The sequence below is a fragment of the Singulisphaera rosea genome (assembly GCF_054877945.1).
Genome location: NZ_JBTYIP020000003.1, coordinates 710,433 through 729,718 on the forward strand (window position 1 = coordinate 710,433; position 19,286 = coordinate 729,718).

Here is a 19,286-nt window from a genome sequence, read left to right on the forward strand (position 1 = left end):
CTTGGTCTTCAAGAGGGAGTCGTACGGACGCTCGCGGAGACGACCGTAAATTTTGATGAACCCACCGGCCCAAAGGCAAGTCCCATCAGCGAGATGAGCTCGGCTCCTTGCGGATCCAGTGGTCCGTGAACGTGAGTCCGTGCCCAACATCCCGCCCCGGCATGTGACAGCCGATACAGCCGGTCGTGGGAGAGACGGAGCAGGTTCGTTGCGGGGCCTTCTGGTGACACGAAAGGCAGGCGGCCTCGTAGCCGGCGGCGTCCTTCGAGGCCCGGCCGTGGGGGTCGTGGCAGGTCGTGCAGACGAGAGTGCCTCGGCTCGCGACGGAACACTGCGACTGCACCAGGCCGACCGACGGGAATCGCGCGAGCGCCGGATTGTTGGGGCGGATGTCCTCGGGCGAGAGCTTCTGCGGGAGGCGATGGCATTCGCCGCAGAACGCGACCTGGGCCTCGGACTGCTCCCGACTGGTCCCGAGCGGCATGGCCAGGCCCTCGCCCGACGCCCCCCGACGCGCGGCCTCGACGTGGGCACGCCCCGGGCCGTGGCAACGTTCGCAGGAGACGTTGGGCACCACCGTGGCCGCGTCGAGCGTGGCACGCCCCTGCGACGACGTGATCGTCGAGTGGCAGTCGAAGCAGTCGAGGAGCTGTCCGGGGGGGAGGACGTATCCGAAAGGCGACTGGCCCGCCTTGGAGAACTCGTGTTGCCCAGGGGTCAGCGCGGCCGGGTCCCCCTTGGCGTAATACGAGAGCCGGTGCTCCAGGCCCGACTGCTCTCCCAAAGGCCCCGGCGAGAGAGTGACGAACGTCGTGGCGTGCTTCCCCGAGCCGAGGGCGAAGTCGACGAGCATCGTGCCTCCCTGGTCGTCGCCCGAGCGCTGGATGGTGAAGCGGCCGTCGCGCAATGCATAGGTCCAGGAGATGCCAGGCTTCTCGGGGTCGGCGACGACCTTGCCGTCGAGCTGCCGGGCTGCGGGCGAGTCGGCCGCCCGGCGGAGCGTCCGGCTGTGCCCCGAGGCGGCGTGCGCGGCGTGCTCGCCGGGATGACACTCGCGACAAGCCTGGACGCCCGCGAACCGCGTCGCGTCCGGCCCGGCAGGCCGGGATCCGGCCGGCGCGACGTGCGTCCGAGGGCGCTCGGGCTCCGTCGCGGAGGTGGCCCAGAACCAGACGGCTCCCCCGAGACCCAGCACCACCACCCCGATCAGCGCGACCTCCCACCACGGCTGCGGAGGCCGAGCCTCCTCACCCGCCCCCTCCGCATCCGCATCCTCCTCCGGGCTGGCCATGCCGACGACCCTCGAAACATCCGACGACCGGCCGTCGTCCCCTGGAAACCCCAAGGACAGGGCAACGCCGAGCCTTCCATCTTCGGCCAGGCGAACCCTCCCGGTCAACGCCGAGAGACCCGTTCCCGAAACCCGGTTTTTTCTTCAAAACCGGGTTTCTACCCCAGTCCACGCGGCCGACCCCTCTCGGGATCTCGCCGACGTCCCCTCTCGGGATGTCATCGTCGGCGCCCCACGAGATGTCATCACCGACTCCCTCATATAACCCGGTTTTCAAGAAGAAACCGGGTTTAGCGACCCCTCAGAAAACGCGAAGCCGCCCAGTGATCCTGGACGGCTTCGCAACAGAGGCTCGGACACAAACGCGCCGATCAGGCGATCGCCGCGGGCGGAGACTTGAGGATCTCGCCGACGATCCGGGCCGTCTGGCCGTTGGTGATCCGCTGTTCGCGGCCGTTGGCGCGATAGATCAGCGACTCGTGGTTCAGGCCGAGGAGGTGGAGGACGGTCGCCTGGAAGTCGTTCGGGGTGACGATCTTGTCGGCGGCGCGGTGGCCGACCTCGTCGGTCGAGCCGTAGGTCATCCCCCCTTTGATGCCGCCGCCGGCCATCCAGATCGAGAACCCTTGGCCGTTGTGGTCGCGGCCCGCGTTCGTGTCGAGGTCCCCTTCGCTGACGGGGAGCCGGCCGATCTCGCCACCCCAGTGGACGAGGGTCGTGTCGAGCAGCCCGCGCTGCTTGAGGTCCTTCACCAACGCGGCGGCGGGTCGATCCGTCCGCAGGCAGATCGCCGGGAGGCTCGAGCGGATCGTGGTGTGGGTATCCCAGGGCTGGCCGCCGAGGAAGAGCTGGACGAAGCGGACCCCGCGCTCGACCAGCCGCCGGGCGATCAAGCAACGGGTGCCGTACTCGCGAGTCTCCGCGCGGTCGAGGCCATACATCGTCTTGATGTACTCGGGCTCCTTGGACACGTCGAGCGCCTCGCGGGCGGCGTCCTGCATCGACGCGGCGAGCTCGTAGCTCTTGATCCGGACCTCCAGGTCGTCCTCGCCCGGGTGCTGGTCGAAGTGGCGGCGGTTGAGCCGATCGAGGAACGCGAGGTTCTTCGCCTGCTGCGCCCCCTTGAGGTGCGGGGGCGGGTCGAGGTTGAGGATCCTCGGCTCCTGGGCCCGGAGCACGGTCCCCTGGTAGAGCGAGGGCATGAACCCGTTCGACCAGTTGTGGGTGCCGTCGACGGGGTGGCCTTCCGGGTCGGAGAGGACCATGTACGCCGGCAGGTCGCGGGCCTCGCTGCCGAGCGCATACACGACCCAGCTCCCGAGCGTGGGACGGCCGGTGATCCCGGCGATCCCCCCGTGGAAGTAGCGGATCGAGACCTCGTGGCCGTTGTGCCCGGTGTGCATCGACCGGATCACGCAGGCCTCGTCGACGATCTTGGCGAACTCGGGGAGGAGCTCGGAGACATCCGTGCCCGACTCGCCATGCTTGGCGAACTTCCAGGGAGTGCCGAACAGCTTCTTGCTCGCCCGGTTCACGAAGCTGAAACTCACTTCGCCGGTGTACTCGGTCCCGTGGTGCTTCGAGAGCTCGGGCTTGGGGTCGAGCAGGTCGACGTGCGACGGCCCGCCGTGCATGAACAGCGAGATCATCGCCTTGGCCTTCGGCTCGAAGGCGGGCATGCGCGGGGCCAGGTCGAGCGGGAAGTTCTCGACCGGCTTCGCCGGCGCGGTCGCGGTGTCGGCGAGCAGGCCGTCCGCCCGCAGGAGCTGCGCCAGCGCGAAGGAGCCGACGCCGAACGACGTGTTCGCGAGGAACGCCCGACGGCTTCGGGACGGCCAGTCCGGTCGGTCAGTCCACATAGAGGAACTCGTTCGAGCTGAAGAGTTGCTGGCAGAGGTTCGCCAGCGCCGCCGCTCGGCGCTCGGCCTCCGCCTTCTCCTGGGCGTCATTCAACTTGTCCGTGCTCGGCTCCCCGGCCTGCTCGACGACGAACCCGAGGGCCCCGTCGAGCTCGTCGCTCGAGATCGCCCGCTGATAGGCGAGCGTCCAGGCGTGGGCGATCATCCTCGCCAGGGCCGCCTTCTTCGGATTCGCCGAAGGGCCGGACGTCCCCCAGCCGCTGGAATTCGTCGATGCCGAGGGGGGCTCGGGTAGCACCTGGTCGGCCGGGGTTTCCGCGACCAACCGAGCCGCGAAGGCTTTCGCCTGGTCGATCAGGAACCCGCTGTTCATCAGCATCAGCGACTGCGGCGCCGTCGTGCTTGGCGACCGCCGGTCGCAATTGACCGACATCACCGGCGCGTCGAACGCCGTCAGGAACGACACCGGCTTGGTCCGCTTGGCCTGGATGTACACGCTCCGTCGGCCCGAGTCGCCGTCCGGCGTGATCGAGCCGACGAAGTCCTCGGAGACCCCAACCGCCGGGCCGAAGTAGGTCGGCACGAGCCGGCCGCTCACCGCGAGGATCCGATCCCGGAGCGACTCGGCGTCGAGTCGGCGGAGGGGATAGCGGGCATACAGCGTGTTCTCGGAGTCGACCGCATCCTGTTGCGGGCGGCGATGCGACGACTGGCGATAGACGGTCGAGGTCATGATCAGCCGATGCATCGCCTTGAGGCTCCACCCTCGGGCGACGAGCTCGTCGGCCAGCAAGTCGAGGAGCTCGGGGTGGCTCGGGCGGGTCCCGAGGAGGCCGAACTCGCCGGCCGTGTCGACGATCCCCCGTCCGAAGTGGTTCAGCCAGATCCGATTCACGAGGACCCGGCCCACCAGCGGATGCTTGCCGTCGACCAGGTGCCGGGCATAGGCGAGCCTTCGGCCCGAGGTCTGCCGCCCCGGCGTGTCGTCGGGGACCTCATACCGCTGCCCATCGGGCGCGGCGATGGTCAGGTCGCCCGGCTTGACCTCCTTCGTCGGCTGGCGATAGTCGCCCCGGTAGAAGATCTTGGTCGGCGGAACGGTCCCCGCCGGCTCGTCGAGCACGCTGACGTAGTCGCCCGGCGGGCGCGTCGCGAGCAGCTCGTTGATCTTCGTCTGGTCGGCGGTCAGCTCCTTCGCCGCCGCGTCGTTGTGGAGGTAGAGGTTCCCGGCGTTGATGTCGAGCCGGGGGAACTTGATCAGGAGCGCCTTCTGCATCTCCGTCCGCTTGTCGGCGGGGGCTCGGGAGGCCTCTCCCACGACGGTGCGGTCGGCGTCGGAGAGCTTGGCGAGCTCCTTGACCCGGACCTCCTCCATGAACTTCGTCCGCTTCGTCTCGAGGGCCTGGCTCATCACGTTGGCCTTCGCCTCGATCTCCGCCGTCTTGGCGCGCTGGGCGTCGGTGATCAGCGAGACCAGGCGTTGCACCGGCCGTCGCCAGTGCATCGGGTCGAGCGCCGGCTCGAACACCGCACGAAGGCGATAGTAGTCGGCCTGGGGGATCGGGTCGTACTTGTGGTCGTGGCACTGGGCACAGCCGACGCTCAGGCCGAGGAAGGTCGACGAGACGATCTTGATCGTGTCCCCGACCACCTGGTTCGAGGCCATCACCTCGTCGACACCCCCGGTCGCGGTCGGGTCGGCGGCCGAGCGGAGGAACCCCGTCGCAGCGAGCAGGTCGACCTGCTCGGCATTCAGGTTCACCCAGGGCCGGGGGACGAGCTCGTCACCCGCCATCTGCTCGATGATGAACTTGTCGAGCGGCTTGTCGGAATTGAACGCCCGGATGACGTAGTCGCGGAACTTGTACGCGAACTGGCGGAAGCTATCATCGCTCCCGTTCCCCTCCGAGTCGGCATACCCCGCGACGTCGAGCCAGTGCCGCGCCCAACGCTCGCCATACTGGGGCGAGGCCAGGAGCCGGTCGACCATCCGCTCATACGCGTCGGGCGCCGAGTCCTTCAAATATGCCTCGATCGCCTCCGGGGCAGGGGGGAGCCCGGTCAGGTCGATGCTCGCGCGACGGATCAGGGTGAGGCGATCAGCCTCGTCCGCGAATCCAAGTCCATGCTTCCGCAATCCCGCCAGGATGATCGCGTCGATCGGCGTGCGGATGCGCCCGGCGTCCTCCGCCGAGACCGCCGGCAATTCGGGGCGTCGCACCGGCTGGTACGCCCAGTACGCCCGGTCCTCGGCGCTGATGTCCACGCCCGGTGCCAGCGTCTCCGGCTCGGACCTCGAGGCCGGAGCCCCGGCCTTGATCCAGCGCTCGATCACGGCGATCTGCTCGGGCGGGACCTTCTTCTCGCCCGGCGGCATCTCGCCGTCCTGGATCCGCATCAGCAGGAGACTCTCGTCCGGCGACCCCGGCACCAAAGCCGCGCCGCTCGCCCCCCCGCGCTCGGCGAATCGCTTCAAGCGCAAGTCGAGCTTCCCCTTGAGAGTCTCATCGCCCCCGTGACACCCCAGGCAGTGCGCCTTGAGGATCGGGCGGACATCCTTCTCGAACGTCGGACTCGGCGCGTCCGCCGCCCCGGCGAGCTTGACCGCGAAGGTCAGCCACGCCAACAGCGTCGCCGCGAAGGTACGTCGGATCAGCGTCATTGTGATCCCTGTAGGTGGGAAGGATCCATTCGGAACGAGGTCCGAGGCGGGCACCGCTACGCAAGCATCCAAGCATCGCTGGCCAACCCGTGGAGGAAGTCACTTCCTTAGGTCGACCACTTTTGAATTATTGTTGAAAAATCCGCCGAAGGCAATCCCAAACCGCCTATCGGCAAAAGCGCCTCTCCCCGCCAGGGTCGGGAGTGCCTCTTCAGCAGAGATTGAGAAACGTGGACAAGCCAGGGGATGCCTTACCACGCCAAGAAAACCGCGACCCGAATTGGGCCGGAAATCAGGAAGGCGATCTCATCAACAGATTTCGCAAATTTACACAGATAAAAACCAATTTTTAATTTTTCAATTATCCGTGTTTCATCCGTGGCTAAAAATCCTCTGTCCCCATCCGTGGCCTATGGGGGGGATGCCATCCCCCCCGTGGCGACACGTCAGACCTTGAGCATCTTCGTGAGGATGTCGGCGGTGCGGTCGATCTCCTCCTCGTTGTTGTAGACGTGGGTGGAGAACCGCAAGGCGTTGTAGTCGGCCTTGGGGACGTGCTTGACGACGATGTCGTGCTCTTTGTGGAGCTTGTCGTAGACCTCGCCGTTCTTGGCCGACGTCAGGCCGTAGACGGCCATGCCCGTGGTGTAGGCGTCCTCGCTGGTGGTCAGCAGCTTGAGGCCGGGGATCTCGGAGAAACGCTGGCGGAGGTGGTTGCTGAGGGCGCGGCAGCGGGCCTCGACCTTCTCGCGGCCGAGGGCGTTGAGGAAGTCGATCGCCGAGGCGTGGGCGAGGATGTGGGGGAGGTCTCGGGTCCCGGAAGACGCCGTATACACGTTATAGCCCGAGTGGAGCATCATCGGCTGGATGCGGTCCTGCGCCTCCTTGCGGATGTAGAGCAGGCCGCTCCCCTTGGGGGCGAGGACCCACTTGTGGCTGCTGGAGGCGTAGGTGTCGACCCCGAGGGCCTTGACGTCGACCTTGATCATGCCCGGGGCCTGGGCCCCGTCGCAGACGAGCAGGATCCCCTTCGGCCGGGTGATCTTCGAGATCTCGGCGACCGGCATCCGCGTGCCGGTGATCGTGTCGACGTGCTGGACGCTGCACACCTTGGTGCGCGGGGTGATGTGCGACTTGATCAGCTCGAGGATCTGCCCCGCATCCCGCGCCGGGGCGGGCATGGGGACCTGGACGACCTTGATGCCGATACGCTTGGCGAGGTACTCCCAACACACGATGCCGCCGGGATGCTCGTGGTTGGTGGTCAGGACCTCGTCGCCCGCCTTGAGGTTGATCCCACCGGCGACGGTGTTCATCCCCTCGGTGGTGTTGTTGCTGATGACCATCTCGTCGGCGGTCGCCCCGATGAACTCGGCCGCCTTCGCGCGGATCCCCTCCATCTGGACGCCCATCGGGCCGTACTCTCTCGAGACGGGGTCCCCCTCGAGCTCGTACATATACGCGGTGAACGCGTCCACCACCGAGCGGGGCGTGGCGCCGAGGCTCCCGGTGTTGAGGTGGATCAACCCCGGCTTGAGGATGAACTCTTTCTTGACGCGGGCCCAGTATTGCTTGGGGTCCTGCGTCGCCCCCAGCTCATCGGCCAGGCTGCGGACCTGCTGGGCCGCGGCCATGGCCATCCCGGGGAGCCAACCCGCCGCCCCGATCCCCGTAGCCAGCCCGAAGAACGCGCGTCGTTCCATTGGTCTCTTCCTCCCCGAGGCTCGTCTGGGTATCGGGCCATCGACCGGGCCGGAGCCGACTCCGAGGCCCGCCGACGTCCCATCGTCGATTGAAGGGGACTTTGCCAAACGTGCGGGCAACCCCGAAGGAGTCCCGCCCTGTTAACCGACCGAGGGCAGGGGACCACCCCCCGCCCTCGACACTGGCCTCTCCACTTCGGTCGTGATCGTCGCCGACGGCCCGGCCCCTACAAGTCTGAACGAGTTGGGCGTCGGCGAATCTCGGATCAATAGGCGTCGGCGCTGATGACCTCGCCACTGGCGCGGGTCGAGAGCGACTGGTAGACGCCCCACTGCGTGCCCGGGGTGGTGCTGTAGGTGCCGTTGCCGACGACGACGATGTTGGTGGGCAGGTACTTGCCCCCCTGGTTCGCGGCCGGCCAGCTATTGATCGAGTTCTTGAGGAACCGGACCGAGCCGTCGCAGAACGCGAAGTTGCAACCGCCGGGGTGGTTGCTCGTCGCCGAGATGATGAAGACGTTGGCCCCGTTGGTGAGCGTGGAGTCCGTGAGGGCTTCGACGCTTCGGTCGGGGTTCGGGGCATACATGGTCGACTGGAGAGTGTCGCCGTAGTTGCCGGCGGTCCACCAGTGCCAGCAGTTCTGGTCGGTCTGGCTGAGGCGGCCGTAGACGCTCTCGCCGATCAGGAGGGTGTTGCTCGTTCCGTCGGTGACATCGCCGATCTTGACGCTGCTCCCGACGTAGAGCATGCCGAGGGCGTTGCCAAGCTCCGCCGTCCAGTTCGGGTCGGGAGAAGCGTTGCCATTGCCCGGAGGGCCCTGGCCCGTCTGGCTGGACGATCCCGACGAACCGCGGGGCGGATTGGGCCACGGGCCGCAGATGCCACGATAGCTGGTCAAGCCCGCGGAGTACGAGGGCAACGCCGCAGGCCAACCGCCGGCGGGCGTGGTGTAGGCCGAATTGCCGGCCAGTACGGTGGGGTCGCTCGGGCAGGCCAACGCAGCGAGCTTCGCGCCGTGGACCGTGTAGTTGGCAGGGATGTCCGTACGGTAGTAGCGGATGCTGCTGTTGAAGGCGTTGTAGATGTTGTTCTGCTCGAAGAACGGCAGGAGCCCGACGATGTAGCTGTGCATCCAGGGCGAATACGCCGCGTTGTTGTGGTCGTAATAGCCACCCTGCGGGAACGCCTGGTTCGCGTCGACGTAGTTATGCGCGGCCAGCCCCAACTGCTTGAGGTTGTTGGTGCACTGGATCCGACGGGCCGCCTCGCGGGCCGCTTGAACAGCGGGGAGCAAGAGCGCGATCAGGACCGCGATGATTGCGATGACGACGAGCAGCTCGATCAGCGTAAAGCCGAACGCCCGCCGCTTCATTTGCGGAGATGAGAGCATGGACAAGTTTCTCCAAAAAATCCGAACGGAACACGGATCGGCCACCCCGAACGGGGCGAGGGAGAGGCTGCGGTAGCGAACAAGGATTACGGCGGCTCTCGAGTAGATCGCCTGTCTCAGTGGACCACTCGGGGCTTCGTCTCGGCGTCGTCAGCCTTGGCGGCGCCTTTCTTCTTCTTCAAATTCTTGGGGGGTCCGAAGGGCTGTTCGATCTCATCCCGCGACTGAGCGCCCTTCGACGGGGGGATCTTCGGCCCTTCGTCGCACCCGACGAGTGCGAACACCCCGAACGTGACGCACAGCGCCATGGATGACCTGCATCGCATCAGGCGAACTCCAAAGATGAATTGTGATCGCGGCACCTGGCAGCATCGCCAAGGCAACGAAGTACCGGCTCCGCCGCTGGCAGAGAGATCCGAACGGAAATCGTAGGACGATTGAGAGACCGTTTTGCTTCGAGGGAGACGTCGGTGCCTGGTATGCCGAGGGGTACAGGACCAGGAGACCGTCCGCGAGAATCGCGGCGACGAACTGGATTATCGAGCGGCCACCCTAGGCTGTCAAGCAACTCCTCCAAGAATCAGTCGGTGACAGACCGTTATTTCATCGCGGAATCAATAACATAGATACCCTTTTTGATCATGCTCCCCCGGCGGAACCTCGACAAATGCCGGGTTTCCGACGCCGACGAATCCTCCAAGCATGTTGTGCCCAACGCCCCCTGGAACCCAATTTCGAAGGGAAATTCGGGTTTCAGGTCAGGTCCAGAATCTCTTCGCGTCCATGCGTGTCCCTATGTCTCCACAGTCTCACGGCTCGCGTTTTTTGGCACACGCCAACCTCAATTAATCCAAGTTTTCGAGGATTCTCCTTTTTTTACTTGTTTGTCTCCCTCCGAAAGAGAGATTCCGCGGATCCGACACCTCGTACCGGCCGACGAAAGCGCGAACGCCAGAGCGGACGACCGTGGCCGACAGCATGGCCAGCGCCACGATCGATTGGACAATCAAGGCATAAGCGAGCAGAACCCCACCACAGAGGAGGATGAGCTGCAGCATCCAGAAAATGACACTTCGGTCCCTGGCGAGGAGGCCGAGGAGAATGCCGGTGGCACAAAGGCCGCCCGCCATCATGCAGACCGCCTTGCCGTATCCGTTGACGAATCGCTCATCCTCATCCCAACATCTCATGCCCACCCTCCTGAACGTGAATGGGGACCCGGCCGAGGCAACTCCGTCCATCTTCCTGGGCAAATCACGAACGCCGACCCGTTGGGAATCCCCCCTCGCGTGCAAAGCGGTGAGGTGAGGTTGAACCAGACGTCGAACTCGGATAGTCTCGATTGTCCTACAGATGTCCTTGATCGTCAACCGGCCAGTCTCCCTGAATTCGATAAAACATCCTTGGCTCATGAAGCGAAATCCGTGTAGGAACGGCGGTCGAGATTGCCACGGGTTCCGTCTTCGGACCTCGTACGGGGCAGGCCCGGCCGTCGGCATCGGACCTGGGCGTTGGAGCCCGTCGATGACAGTTCTGACGGTCTGTCCCGGGATCCTCTCCCGATCGGGACCTCCGACCGTCTGTCAAGGTCGTCGGAGCCCCTTGGGGAATCGATGTGTCGGTCCGGGCCTGATCCTCACGGGGTCCGAAGACGGAACCCGTGGCACCCGGGTGCTGTTCCTCAACACCAATCTCGCCCCATGAGTCAACAACCGTTCTTCGACCCGGGATCATTGAGCGAATGGGTGTCGTAGCCATCCTACGCAGCGAATGGACACGTTTTTCGCGATGGCCGCTGCACCATGCGCTGCGGGCAGTCGTCGGGCTGTCGGCCCTGTACGTCGCGTGGGTCCTGTATGAAAACGCCGTCGACCCCGTCACTCCGGGCGGCGAGCGGGTCGTGATCAATCCCCGGTATGCCGCGGGGGTTCTTCGCCATCTCTTCCTCGAATCCGCCTGGGTCATCGGGGTGGTGATGCTCCTCCTCGTACCCGGGCTCGTGGCGGGATCCCTCGCGGAAGAAGATCGGCGCGGGACGATTTTCGACCTCCTGGCCAGCCCCCTCTCGGGCCTGTCGATCATCTGGGGCAAGCTGACCGCCACCCTCGGGTCCGTCGCGATCCTCCTGGCCGCCGGACTACCTCTGATCATCCCGCTCGGACTCCTCGGCATGCTCGATCCGCGACTCGTCGCGGTCGTTCTGCCGATGCTTGCGACGCTCGCCCTGACGGTCGGGTCACTCTCGCTCTTCATCGCCGTGGTCGTGCGTCCCCCGCGCAGGCCGATCACGGCCGCCTACCTCGTCACCGGCGCATGGCTACTGCTCCCGCCCTGGCTCGAGAGCAATCTGAAGGGCCTCCCTCCCGCCCTCGACGGCCTGCGTCTCCTCAATGTCGGGTTACTCGCGAGCAACCCCATCCCGGTCATCCGAGCGCTCTGGGACGCCGTCCGGATCGCGACCGTCTACCCGACCACCCTGAACGGAGCACTTGCCCCAATCTGGACCGCATTCCTCAGGCTCATGACGATCCAGACGACCGCATCCGTCCTCTTCCTCACTTCCGCCGCAACGCTTTTGCGCCCCATCCGTCTCGGACTTCGGCCGAGGCGGACGACTCTGATAAATCGTCGCGTCCGGGAACGGCCCCCGATCGGCGACGACCCGATGCTCTGGAAAGAGCGAACCTCGCGACGAGGGCCACACCTGGTCATGCTCGCCGTACTGTGCCTGATCGTGTTCTGGCCCCTCATCGAGCCCACACGCGCAGCCTTCGCCGAACGGTGGGCGACCATCCCACAAGGCCCTTCAAAGATTTGGGCGCGCCACGACTTGAACATACGGCTCCGCCAGCTCCACACCGGGCTCTTCGTCCTAGGCCTGGCCGCGGTCGCCGCCGCCTCGGCGATGAGCATCACCGGGGAACGCGAACAAAAAACGTGGACGAGCCTGGCGACGACCCTCCTGACCGGCCGCGAGGTCGTCCGCGCCAAAATCTTCGGCGTCCTCTGGTGGATGCGTACTCTGGCCATCCCCTTCCTCATCATCTGGGTGATTGGACTGGCGACCGGCTCGATCCACCCGGCCGGGGTCCTGGCGGCCGGAGTCGGCCTCCTCGCCTACAGTTGGTACGCCTCCGCGCTCGGGGTTCTCGGGTCGATGCTGTCGGATCAGTCATCCCGGGCGCTCATCCTCACGTTCCTCGCGCTGTTCGCGGGCAACGCCTTGCCCTTCCTCTTCCTCCCCCCCGAGCTCATCGGCCCTCTCGGCGGTTCCGCCGCGGCCATCTTCATGGCCGGCGTCACCCCCTTCGTCGAATGGTTCGCCCTGTTCTCCCCCCTCGACCTCCAGGCCGCCTTCGACGGCCGCCCGTGGGACGGACGCCTCAGCCTCCCCTTCGATCTCCGAACCATCAACGTACGCCTCGACCCCGGCCTCCTGCGAACCTACCTCGCCAGCCTCGCCCTCCATGCAACAGTGGCCCTTGGCTTGACCCGGATCGCGGCCTGGATCTTCGACGTCGTACGCGACGGTAGCTTCCGGTTCCCCGCGATCCTTCGTCGGCCTCGTCCCTCGCAGAAGAAACCTCAGCCTCTCACTTGACCCAAAGTTCGAGGCCCGACGAAGGAGCTTGGCTTTTCCGAGTCGGTCCGAGATAAATAGGCCCCGTAGCTCACGAAGAGGCCGGGCTTAATGCCCGCGCCACGCTGAGATAGGATCGTTCCTTCAGTCACCTTTCGCCTTAGTTTTCGATGTTGTTGTGATTTGCCGTCTGCGGTATTCTCCCCGAGCGCCAGGGATCTCCTCCGCTCCGTGAGATCAACGATCGCCACAGCACCTGCGCGTTCGACGGCTCAGAAATGCGAGACCTTGAAGTAAGACCGCAAGGAAGCCGACCATGGTGAATTTTCAGACCCTATCGTCTCTGCCTGCTGGTCACGGCCATGCTCTTCAGTAGCGTCAGCTCGGCCCAGGCAGCCGACTTTCAGGCGCAGTCAACAGATAACCTTTCGGTCGAAGATTTAGCGAGAGCACTCAACGTCTTATGGTGGAAACATCGACTTCATTTTGAAAAACCAGTGTGGGGTGTTGCCATCCGTCCCTGCGAATTGCGGCGGCGCTCTGACGGTAGTTGGCAACGCGAGTATCTAGGCCCTGGGGTTAGCATTAGTACAGACGACGAAAAGGCCAAGTATCAGGATGTTGAAATCGGTGTGTTCATCCCCGACAGCCCCAAGTGCAGAAACTACTCTCTGAAGGTGGGACCAGGATGTGTCCGTCAAGATTTCGAGAAAATTCCCGATTTGAGACGGACTTACTTCTTGAGTGATCGCGTCCTTAAAGTAGACGGTTGTCTCGTCCTCGCCTGCCGAGAAAGAGATCCCCGGGGAACAACCTTACAGGTAGAGAACTTCGTGCACGTCATTGCATTGGAAGTCAAGACACAGGATGAGCCGACCGATCCCGCCACGATTATTGAATTGAATCCCGACCCGAAGTAGTCCATCGGGACCCACACGACCACACACCGAGTGTGCTCGACACTTGGAAGCTCAAAACGAGCAGTCCGAAGTCGCCTCGATCACCGATTCGATACCGCTCCTCCGATCGTGAACGGCCTCGTAAGCTCGTCCGTTCATCGAGTGATGAAGCTCACGATCTCGCTTCGGCATCCGAGCGCGTCTGCCAGTGCAACAGCAATGACCAAGGAGACCAACATGACGAAGCCCCAGGCCTTATTCTCCTACGGCCTGATGATGGCCTTGGTTTTCAACATGGCCAAGCCAGCCGTCAGTGCAGACTTTACAACGAAGGGGACATATAAACTGCCCTTCAAAGAGGCCGTCACACCGCTCAGCATCGATCGCACGACGCATACCTTGTACTTCAATAAACCCGAAACGCATATCTCTGCCCGTCTCTGCGAACTGAGCCGTCAACCCGATGGTACCTGGCAGCGTGACTACGTCGCTCCAGGAATTGGCATTTCCACGGCTTCCGACGGGGATGAGGACAGGTTCCGCAACGTTCTTGTCATGGCCAAGTTCCTCGAGCCAACGAAGGCCAAGAAATCTGCCCGACTTGTGGAAGTAACGCTGTCCCATGAAACGCCCAGGAAGGACCGGGGACATACCGCGGTACCTCCGCCGACTGGGCCGCCTCACATCATTGACGGATGTCTCGTCATCGCCAGCCGAGAGGTACGTCCTCGATCATTATTCGGGACAAAGGCTTCTTTCACCGCGTATCTTGCGATTGAACTGGAAATCGATGACAGCCAAAGCGACATCACACCATTTATCAATTGCCCAAACCTCAAGAAGTAATAGAGTCCCGTCACAAGTCGACAAGCCAACCGCGTATTCCTTGATCTATAGCGAATAACGTCCGGGTCGCACTTCTTTGATACAAGCCCGAAGCGCCAGCGTGTGAATCTTCCCTGATTCCTCGCGAAGAGATTCACTCGCTGGCGCTTCGGGCTTGTAGAGTCATTCCGTGGGAACCAACGGGTGGATGCTGTCCCAGTGTGATTCGCTCTAATCCATCCCAGTTCGAAGAAGAGAGTGCTGGAGCTGGGTTTCTGTCCCCCAGCAAGGCTGGCATGCGAACGCGCTGAGGATACCCACGTTCCCGGGACTTACGCCGCCGGGCTACATTTCGTCACCCCTTCAAGCCCCATCGGCGCTCCTTCCGCAGCCATTCCCCGTGGCGGTCGGTGCCGAAGTCATCCCGTAGGGTGGGCATCGCCCACCAGGCTCCCCCGGTGACGATCGAGAGCAGGAAAGTCGTCAACTCGCTCCTCTCGCAATTCGATGGCTGGTGACGTCGACAACAGGGCCTCCCGGAATCCTGGTGGGCAGTGCCCACCCTACAAGGCTACAAGGCGCCAGCACCGATCTCGCTTCATGAGCCAACCCTGTTTCCAGGAATTTGCTCAAGCCCCTGCGGGTCGCACCGAGCTCACGGAAACCCCTCAGATCCCACAGATTGACCCAGCAGAGCGGGTTTTCATAACAGAAACCGGACTTCGGCCCAGGCATTCCGTTATGGCTGCGACGATCCCGAATTCTGGACTCCTTGCGTCAAGGCACGCTTCATCAAAATCAACTCGGCTTTATCCAATTCCAGTTGCTTCAGCGCGTCTTGATACAAGGCATGAGCCTCTTTGACCTGCCTTTCATTTTCTTCCATCAGCGTCCTTGTCCCCGCAAATGCTCTCCCCCTTGGATACCCGCCTTGACTATACCCTTTCGGGGCAGTGGTCCATTGCTCTGCATAGATTTCCCTCGGACTTGACGGGATGAGATGTTCGAGGTGGACCAGCACCGGCGGTTTGGTTCCAATGCCGGCCGGCGCGGAACTCGAAGCGTCCGGCGGACGATCCGCTTTCACCTTCACGAGAGTTCTCGGGGCAACTGGCGATCGTCGTACATCCGGTCCCCGCCATCCAAGTCTTACCACCAAGGCAAGGACCATCGCGACGGCGGCGATGGGTAAGATCTTCCAGGACTTGAACTGGGATATTCGCATCGCAGTCCTCGATTCTCATCGATTAGGTTAGACTCGTTGAACCGACAAGGTCCACATCGCCTCGGCTATCGACGATGTTGCGACCGACCGGCCTGACACACCGAGGCGGCACGACACGTGGCTCAATTCCGGAGTCAACTCGATACATCCCCAGAGACCCATCGCGGATCTCACCTCTGCCTTTTCGGTCCCAAATCGCCCGATCTTTGGCAATGACGCTCTTTGTCAAGAAGCCCCGATTTCTCTAAAATCTCCTTAAGAAGAACCAGTACCTCGACGTTATCATTATCGATCATACCGGCTTCATGACCGCGCTTCGATTTGCCTCCTTCGCCTCAACGAACGGGACATCACCATGAGTCGCATTCCTCGAACGGCCTGGCTCGGCATCCTGAGCTTGTTGCTCCTAGGCGTCGGCTACGCATGCACAAACGGCACGGACACCATCGAGGTGACCGACTATCATCCTCCCAAGGGTGATGAGTTCCCACTCGTCGACGACCGGATCGAGGACAAGAAAACGACCTTCGACCCGGCCCTCGTCGACCGACGAACGCTCGAGGGCTGGTCCCTGAATGCGAGCGAAGCGGTCATCCGCCTCGACGTCCCGGCCGTCAAACCGGATGTCTATCCCGACCGACTCGTCCTCCATCCCAGCTACGCCGCCGCGACCCAAAACATGCGTGGGGAGTTGCTTCCCTCGGTCAACATGATCGATGGCAAGGCCAAGCAGTTCGACGACGGCCTCATGGCCGCCATCGACCAGGCGTACTATCTCGGGCATGGTGACACGATGAAGGGCCGGCTCCTGACCCTCAAACGGATCCGCGAGAAGGTCACCAAAGGCTCGCCCGCCGACGACTACTTGTCGGCCGGCCTGAGCCTCTCAGGCGAGGAAGCCAAGTTGTCGACCCGGGCCAAGTCGCTCGCGGACGAGTTCCTCTCGAAACCGGCCCTCTCCAGGCCGATCGGCGTCTATACCTGGAACCCGAGCCTCTCCGAGTGCTTCCGCGTCCTCCGCTTCTTCGCCCAGCCGATCCGCGGCCTCGAGATCCCGCTCGAGATCGCCAGGGTCCTCCGCGAGGACGAGGCGCTCCGCAAGGACTATATCGCGGCCTACTCCTTCGACGCGAGGATGACCAACCCCCTCGTCGGCCTGACGCCGGTCGACTTCCTCGACGGCCCCCCCTCGGCCACGGCCAGGCCTCGCCCCATCTCGCTGTTCCCCCCGTCGTCATCCCGCGAAATCATCCTGTTCGACGAGCTCTTCCCCGACGGCCTCCCGCCCCGAGCCGACTTGATGCGCGAGCTGATCACGGCCATCCGTTCCGGAAAGGTCGACCTCAAGCCTCGCAAGGACGGCGGCTGGTATGAATACCAGGTCTACGCCTTGGAAACCCTGCTCCTGCCCGAGAAGGGTGAGGAGTCGGCCAAGCTCTTGCTCACCAAGAGCTACAAGACGCGGATGCTCGAAGCTTTCAAGGCATTGATGACCAAGCATCGGGAGACGCACGTGCGGAGCCTCGTCGAAACGGTAACCACAGAGGCGATCAAGCCTCTCACGGACGTCCGGCCCAGGCTGCGTGTCGAACCGAACCCGTCCTACTTCCTGAGGACGGCGCGGTCCTACGCGTTTCTGGCGAGCTTCCTCGAATCGACACTCGGCGGGACGGCCTTGAAGTCGCTCCACGGGCTCCGAGAGGCCGGGACCCGCGAGCCGGACCTCCATGCCGAGTTGCGATCGATGCGCGACCTCTTCTACGGCCTCTACCTCCTCAGCGCCGAGGATATCGGGTTGAAGCCTAACCTCACGGAAGGGGAGGCCGTCGACCGCGACGCCTGCGAGAAGGTCGCCAACGACTGGCTCGCGAACCTGAAGGACGACCCGGACCTGGCGGCCGACACCCGGGTCGCGGTCCCGATCCACTACAACCCCCAGACGGGCACCGTCCGCCTCTGGATGACCATCGGCGTCCGGCTCACCGCGCTCGAGGCCAGTTACGCCCGAGCCCCTCGGGTCCGACCCGCCGACGGCTCGGGCGACTGGAAACCGGTCGAGACGAGCGCGCTCGTCCCGGCCGAATACGTCATCCCCGTCGATGAATTCGCCGAGGTCGAGCTCAAGGGTGCGAAAGTCCTCACCCGGGCCGAGCTTCGTGCACTCTGCGATCAGCAGAAGACCAAGGATAAGATCCTCGAAGCCCTCAAGAAATGAGACTGAGCCCGCGTTCGGATACCCGACTCGGCAGAAGAACCGGTGACTGGGGGGGGAGGGGGTAATCACTCGGGATTGCACCACCATTCAGACCAAACGCGAACTTAATGTAATTTGTTACTCGTCGAGGCACGTTCATGCTTCGTAATTCTCCAGTCTTCGTGTTCGGCCTCCTAGCTCTGGTGTTCTCGGGCGTGGGGTGCATGGATGTGCACAAGCCCGATAACGGAGACGTGGCGGAGAGTAGCAACCCGGACCTTACCGGCCGTCGGCCGAGTGATGATGAGTTTCTGTACGCGAGCGAGGACATTGAGGCCTCACTCGTCGACGACAGGATCGAAGAGAAGACGACTCAATTCGACCCAGAACTCATCGACCGCCGCCCGATCGAGGGCTGGTCCCTGAACGCGAGCGAGGCGGTCATCGGCCTCGACGTCCCTGTCGTCTGGACCGGAGAGCATCCCGATCGGCGGCCCCTCTACCCCAGCTACGCGGCCGCAACCCACCCGACGATGTCCTACATCCTCCCCTCCATCAACATGATCGACGGGAAGGCCAAGCAGTTCGACGACGGCCTCATGGCCGCCATTGACCAGGCCTATTTCCTGGGGCATGGCGAGACGTTGAAGAGCCGACTCGGGACCCTCCGGCGGATCCGCGAGAAGGTCGGCAAGGGGACCGAGGCCGACGACTATTTGGCCGCCGGCCTGAGCCTGACGGGCGAAGGCGTGGGGTTGACGCCCCGCGCGAAGGCGCTCGCTGACGGCTTCCTGTCGCAGTTGGTGCTCTCCCAGCCGATCGGCGTCTACACCTGGAACCCGACCCTATCCGAGTGCTTCCGCGTCCTCCGTTTCTTCGCCCAGCCGATCGACGGGGACGCGATCCCACTCGAGATCGCCAAAGTCCTCCGCGAAGACGAGGCGCTCCGCAAGGACTATGTGGCGGCGTATTCCTTCGACGCGAAGTTGACCAACCCTTTGGTGGGTCTGACTCCGATCGACTTCCTCAACGGCCCGCCTCCGGCCTCGACCAAGCGACCGCCCGTCGCGCTGTTCCCGCCCTCGTCGTCTCGAGAAACGACTCTGTTCAACAAACTTTTCCCCAGAGGCCTCCCGCCCCAGGCCGACTTGATGCGCGAGTTGATCTCCGCCATCCGCTCAGGAAAAGTCGACCTCACGCCCCGCAAAGACGGCGGTTGGTATGAATATCAAATCTACGCCTTGGAAACCTTACTCCTGCCCGCGAAGGGTGAGGAGTCGGCCAAGCTCTTGATGACCAAGGGCTACAAGAACCGGTTGCTTGAGGCGTTCAAGGCATTGATGACCAAGCGACGGGAAACGCATGTGCGGGGCGCCGAAATGGGAGTAGGCGGGGGCGTATCCCCCGTCTTGTCTTCCGTAAAGCCCAGACTTCGAGTCGAACCGAACCCTTCCCACTTTCTGAGGACGGCGCGGTCTTATGCGTTCCTCGCGGCCTTCCTCGAGTCGACGCTCGGGAAGCCGGCCCTGGAGTCGCTCCACGGGCTCCGAGAGGCCGGGACCCGCGAGCCGGACCTCCATGCCGAGTTGCGATCGATGCGCGACCTCTTCTACGGCCTCTACCTCCTCAGCGCCGAGGATATCGGGTTGAAGCCTAA

The 19,286-nt window shown here is 63.7% G+C and carries 14 protein-coding genes; 5 read left to right on the forward strand and 9 right to left on the reverse strand.

Annotated elements, in window-relative coordinates; translation table 11 throughout:
• Positions 1 to 85 precede the first annotated feature (85 nt).
• From ACYOEI_RS09115 to ACYOEI_RS09145, 7 genes are all read right to left on the reverse strand, one after another.
• The gene (locus tag ACYOEI_RS09115; protein WP_462849091.1) at positions 86 to 1,291 is read right to left on the reverse strand and encodes a multiheme c-type cytochrome; all 1,206 of its coding nucleotides are present in this window, start codon (positions 1,289 to 1,291) and stop codon (positions 86 to 88) included.
• Between the two features lie 371 nt (positions 1,292 to 1,662).
• Entirely contained in the window at positions 1,663 to 3,150 is a 1,488-nt protein-coding gene (locus tag ACYOEI_RS09120; RefSeq protein ID WP_462849092.1) for a DUF1501 domain-containing protein, read from the reverse strand.
• Positions 3,140 to 5,812: a DUF1553 domain-containing protein gene (locus tag ACYOEI_RS09125; protein ID WP_462849093.1), complete on the reverse strand. Its 2,673-nt coding sequence runs from the start codon at positions 5,810 to 5,812 to the stop codon at positions 3,140 to 3,142. Before ACYOEI_RS09125 ends, ACYOEI_RS09120 begins: the two co-directional genes overlap by 11 nt.
• A 446-nt stretch (positions 5,813 to 6,258) precedes the next feature.
• Positions 6,259 to 7,515, reverse strand: coding sequence for an aminotransferase class V-fold PLP-dependent enzyme (locus ACYOEI_RS09130; RefSeq protein ID WP_462849094.1), 1,257 nt, complete (start codon positions 7,513 to 7,515; stop codon positions 6,259 to 6,261).
• A 266-nt stretch (positions 7,516 to 7,781) separates the two neighbouring features.
• A complete protein-coding gene (locus tag ACYOEI_RS09135; RefSeq protein WP_462849095.1) occupies positions 7,782 to 8,906 on the reverse strand; it encodes a DUF1559 family PulG-like putative transporter in 1,125 nt (374 codons plus the stop codon).
• A gap of 116 nt (positions 8,907 to 9,022) precedes the next feature.
• Positions 9,023 to 9,232 carry a hypothetical protein gene (locus tag ACYOEI_RS09140; protein WP_462849096.1) on the reverse strand — a complete coding sequence of 70 codons (210 nt, stop codon included), beginning with the start codon at positions 9,230 to 9,232 and terminating at the stop codon, positions 9,023 to 9,025.
• Positions 9,233 to 9,751: 519 nt separating this feature from the next.
• Positions 9,752 to 10,096, reverse strand: coding sequence for a hypothetical protein (locus ACYOEI_RS09145; RefSeq protein ID WP_462849097.1), 345 nt, complete (start codon positions 10,094 to 10,096; stop codon positions 9,752 to 9,754).
• Between the two features lie 551 nt (positions 10,097 to 10,647).
• Between ACYOEI_RS09145 and ACYOEI_RS09150 the strand changes: the two genes are divergently transcribed.
• The 3 genes from ACYOEI_RS09150 to ACYOEI_RS09160 all read left to right on the forward strand — a co-directional run bounded on the left by ACYOEI_RS09150 (position 10,648) and on the right by ACYOEI_RS09160 (position 14,231).
• Entirely contained in the window at positions 10,648 to 12,507 is a 1,860-nt protein-coding gene (locus ACYOEI_RS09150; protein WP_462849098.1) for an ABC transporter permease, read from the forward strand.
• Between the two features lie 341 nt (positions 12,508 to 12,848).
• On the forward strand, positions 12,849 to 13,406 hold the full coding sequence (locus tag ACYOEI_RS09155; protein WP_462849099.1) for a hypothetical protein: 558 nt from the start codon (positions 12,849 to 12,851) through the stop codon (positions 13,404 to 13,406).
• A gap of 216 nt (positions 13,407 to 13,622) precedes the next feature.
• Positions 13,623 to 14,231, forward strand: a complete 609-nt coding sequence (locus ACYOEI_RS09160) for a hypothetical protein (protein WP_462849100.1) — start codon at positions 13,623 to 13,625, stop codon at positions 14,229 to 14,231.
• Between the two features lie 334 nt (positions 14,232 to 14,565).
• Here the strand turns inward: ACYOEI_RS09160 and ACYOEI_RS09165 are convergent, their stop codons facing one another.
• Positions 14,566 to 14,697, reverse strand: a complete 132-nt coding sequence (locus ACYOEI_RS09165; protein ID WP_462849101.1) for a hypothetical protein — start codon at positions 14,695 to 14,697, stop codon at positions 14,566 to 14,568.
• Positions 14,698 to 14,949: 252 nt separating this feature from the next.
• Entirely contained in the window at positions 14,950 to 15,303 is a 354-nt protein-coding gene (locus ACYOEI_RS09170) for a hypothetical protein (RefSeq protein ID WP_462849102.1), read from the reverse strand.
• A 487-nt stretch (positions 15,304 to 15,790) separates the two neighbouring features.
• On the opposite strand from ACYOEI_RS09170, the gene ACYOEI_RS09175 reads away from it, so the two are divergent.
• Positions 15,791 to 17,650 (forward strand): hypothetical protein, encoded by a 1,860-nt coding sequence (locus ACYOEI_RS09175; protein ID WP_462849103.1) that lies wholly within the window; start codon positions 15,791 to 15,793, stop codon positions 17,648 to 17,650.
• Positions 17,651 to 17,787: 137 nt separating this feature from the next.
• Positions 17,788 to 19,286 (forward strand): hypothetical protein (locus ACYOEI_RS09180; RefSeq protein ID WP_462849104.1); only part of this gene is annotated, 1,499 nt, incomplete at its 3' end.

Excerpts from the sequence above, each read along its gene's own strand:
- ACYOEI_RS09115 (WP_462849091.1), bottom strand. The coding sequence starts at position 1,291 with ATGGCCAGCCCGGAGGAGGATGCGGATGCGGAGGGGGCGGGTGAGGAG.
- ACYOEI_RS09120 (WP_462849092.1), bottom strand. The coding sequence starts at position 3,150 with ATGTGGACTGACCGACCGGACTGGCCGTCCCGAAGCCGTCGGGCGTTC.
- ACYOEI_RS09125 (WP_462849093.1), bottom strand. The coding sequence starts at position 5,812 with ATGACGCTGATCCGACGTACCTTCGCGGCGACGCTGTTGGCGTGGCTG.
- ACYOEI_RS09130 (WP_462849094.1), bottom strand. The coding sequence starts at position 7,515 with ATGGAACGACGCGCGTTCTTCGGGCTGGCTACGGGGATCGGGGCGGCG.
- ACYOEI_RS09135 (WP_462849095.1), bottom strand. The coding sequence starts at position 8,906 with ATGCTCTCATCTCCGCAAATGAAGCGGCGGGCGTTCGGCTTTACGCTG.
- ACYOEI_RS09140 (WP_462849096.1), bottom strand. The coding sequence starts at position 9,232 with ATGCGATGCAGGTCATCCATGGCGCTGTGCGTCACGTTCGGGGTGTTC.
- ACYOEI_RS09145 (WP_462849097.1), bottom strand. The coding sequence starts at position 10,096 with ATGAGATGTTGGGATGAGGATGAGCGATTCGTCAACGGATACGGCAAG.
- ACYOEI_RS09150 (WP_462849098.1), top strand. The coding sequence starts at position 10,648 with ATGGGTGTCGTAGCCATCCTACGCAGCGAATGGACACGTTTTTCGCGA.
- ACYOEI_RS09155 (WP_462849099.1), top strand. The coding sequence starts at position 12,849 with ATGCTCTTCAGTAGCGTCAGCTCGGCCCAGGCAGCCGACTTTCAGGCG.
- ACYOEI_RS09160 (WP_462849100.1), top strand. The coding sequence starts at position 13,623 with ATGACGAAGCCCCAGGCCTTATTCTCCTACGGCCTGATGATGGCCTTG.
- ACYOEI_RS09175 (WP_462849103.1), top strand. The coding sequence starts at position 15,791 with ATGAGTCGCATTCCTCGAACGGCCTGGCTCGGCATCCTGAGCTTGTTG.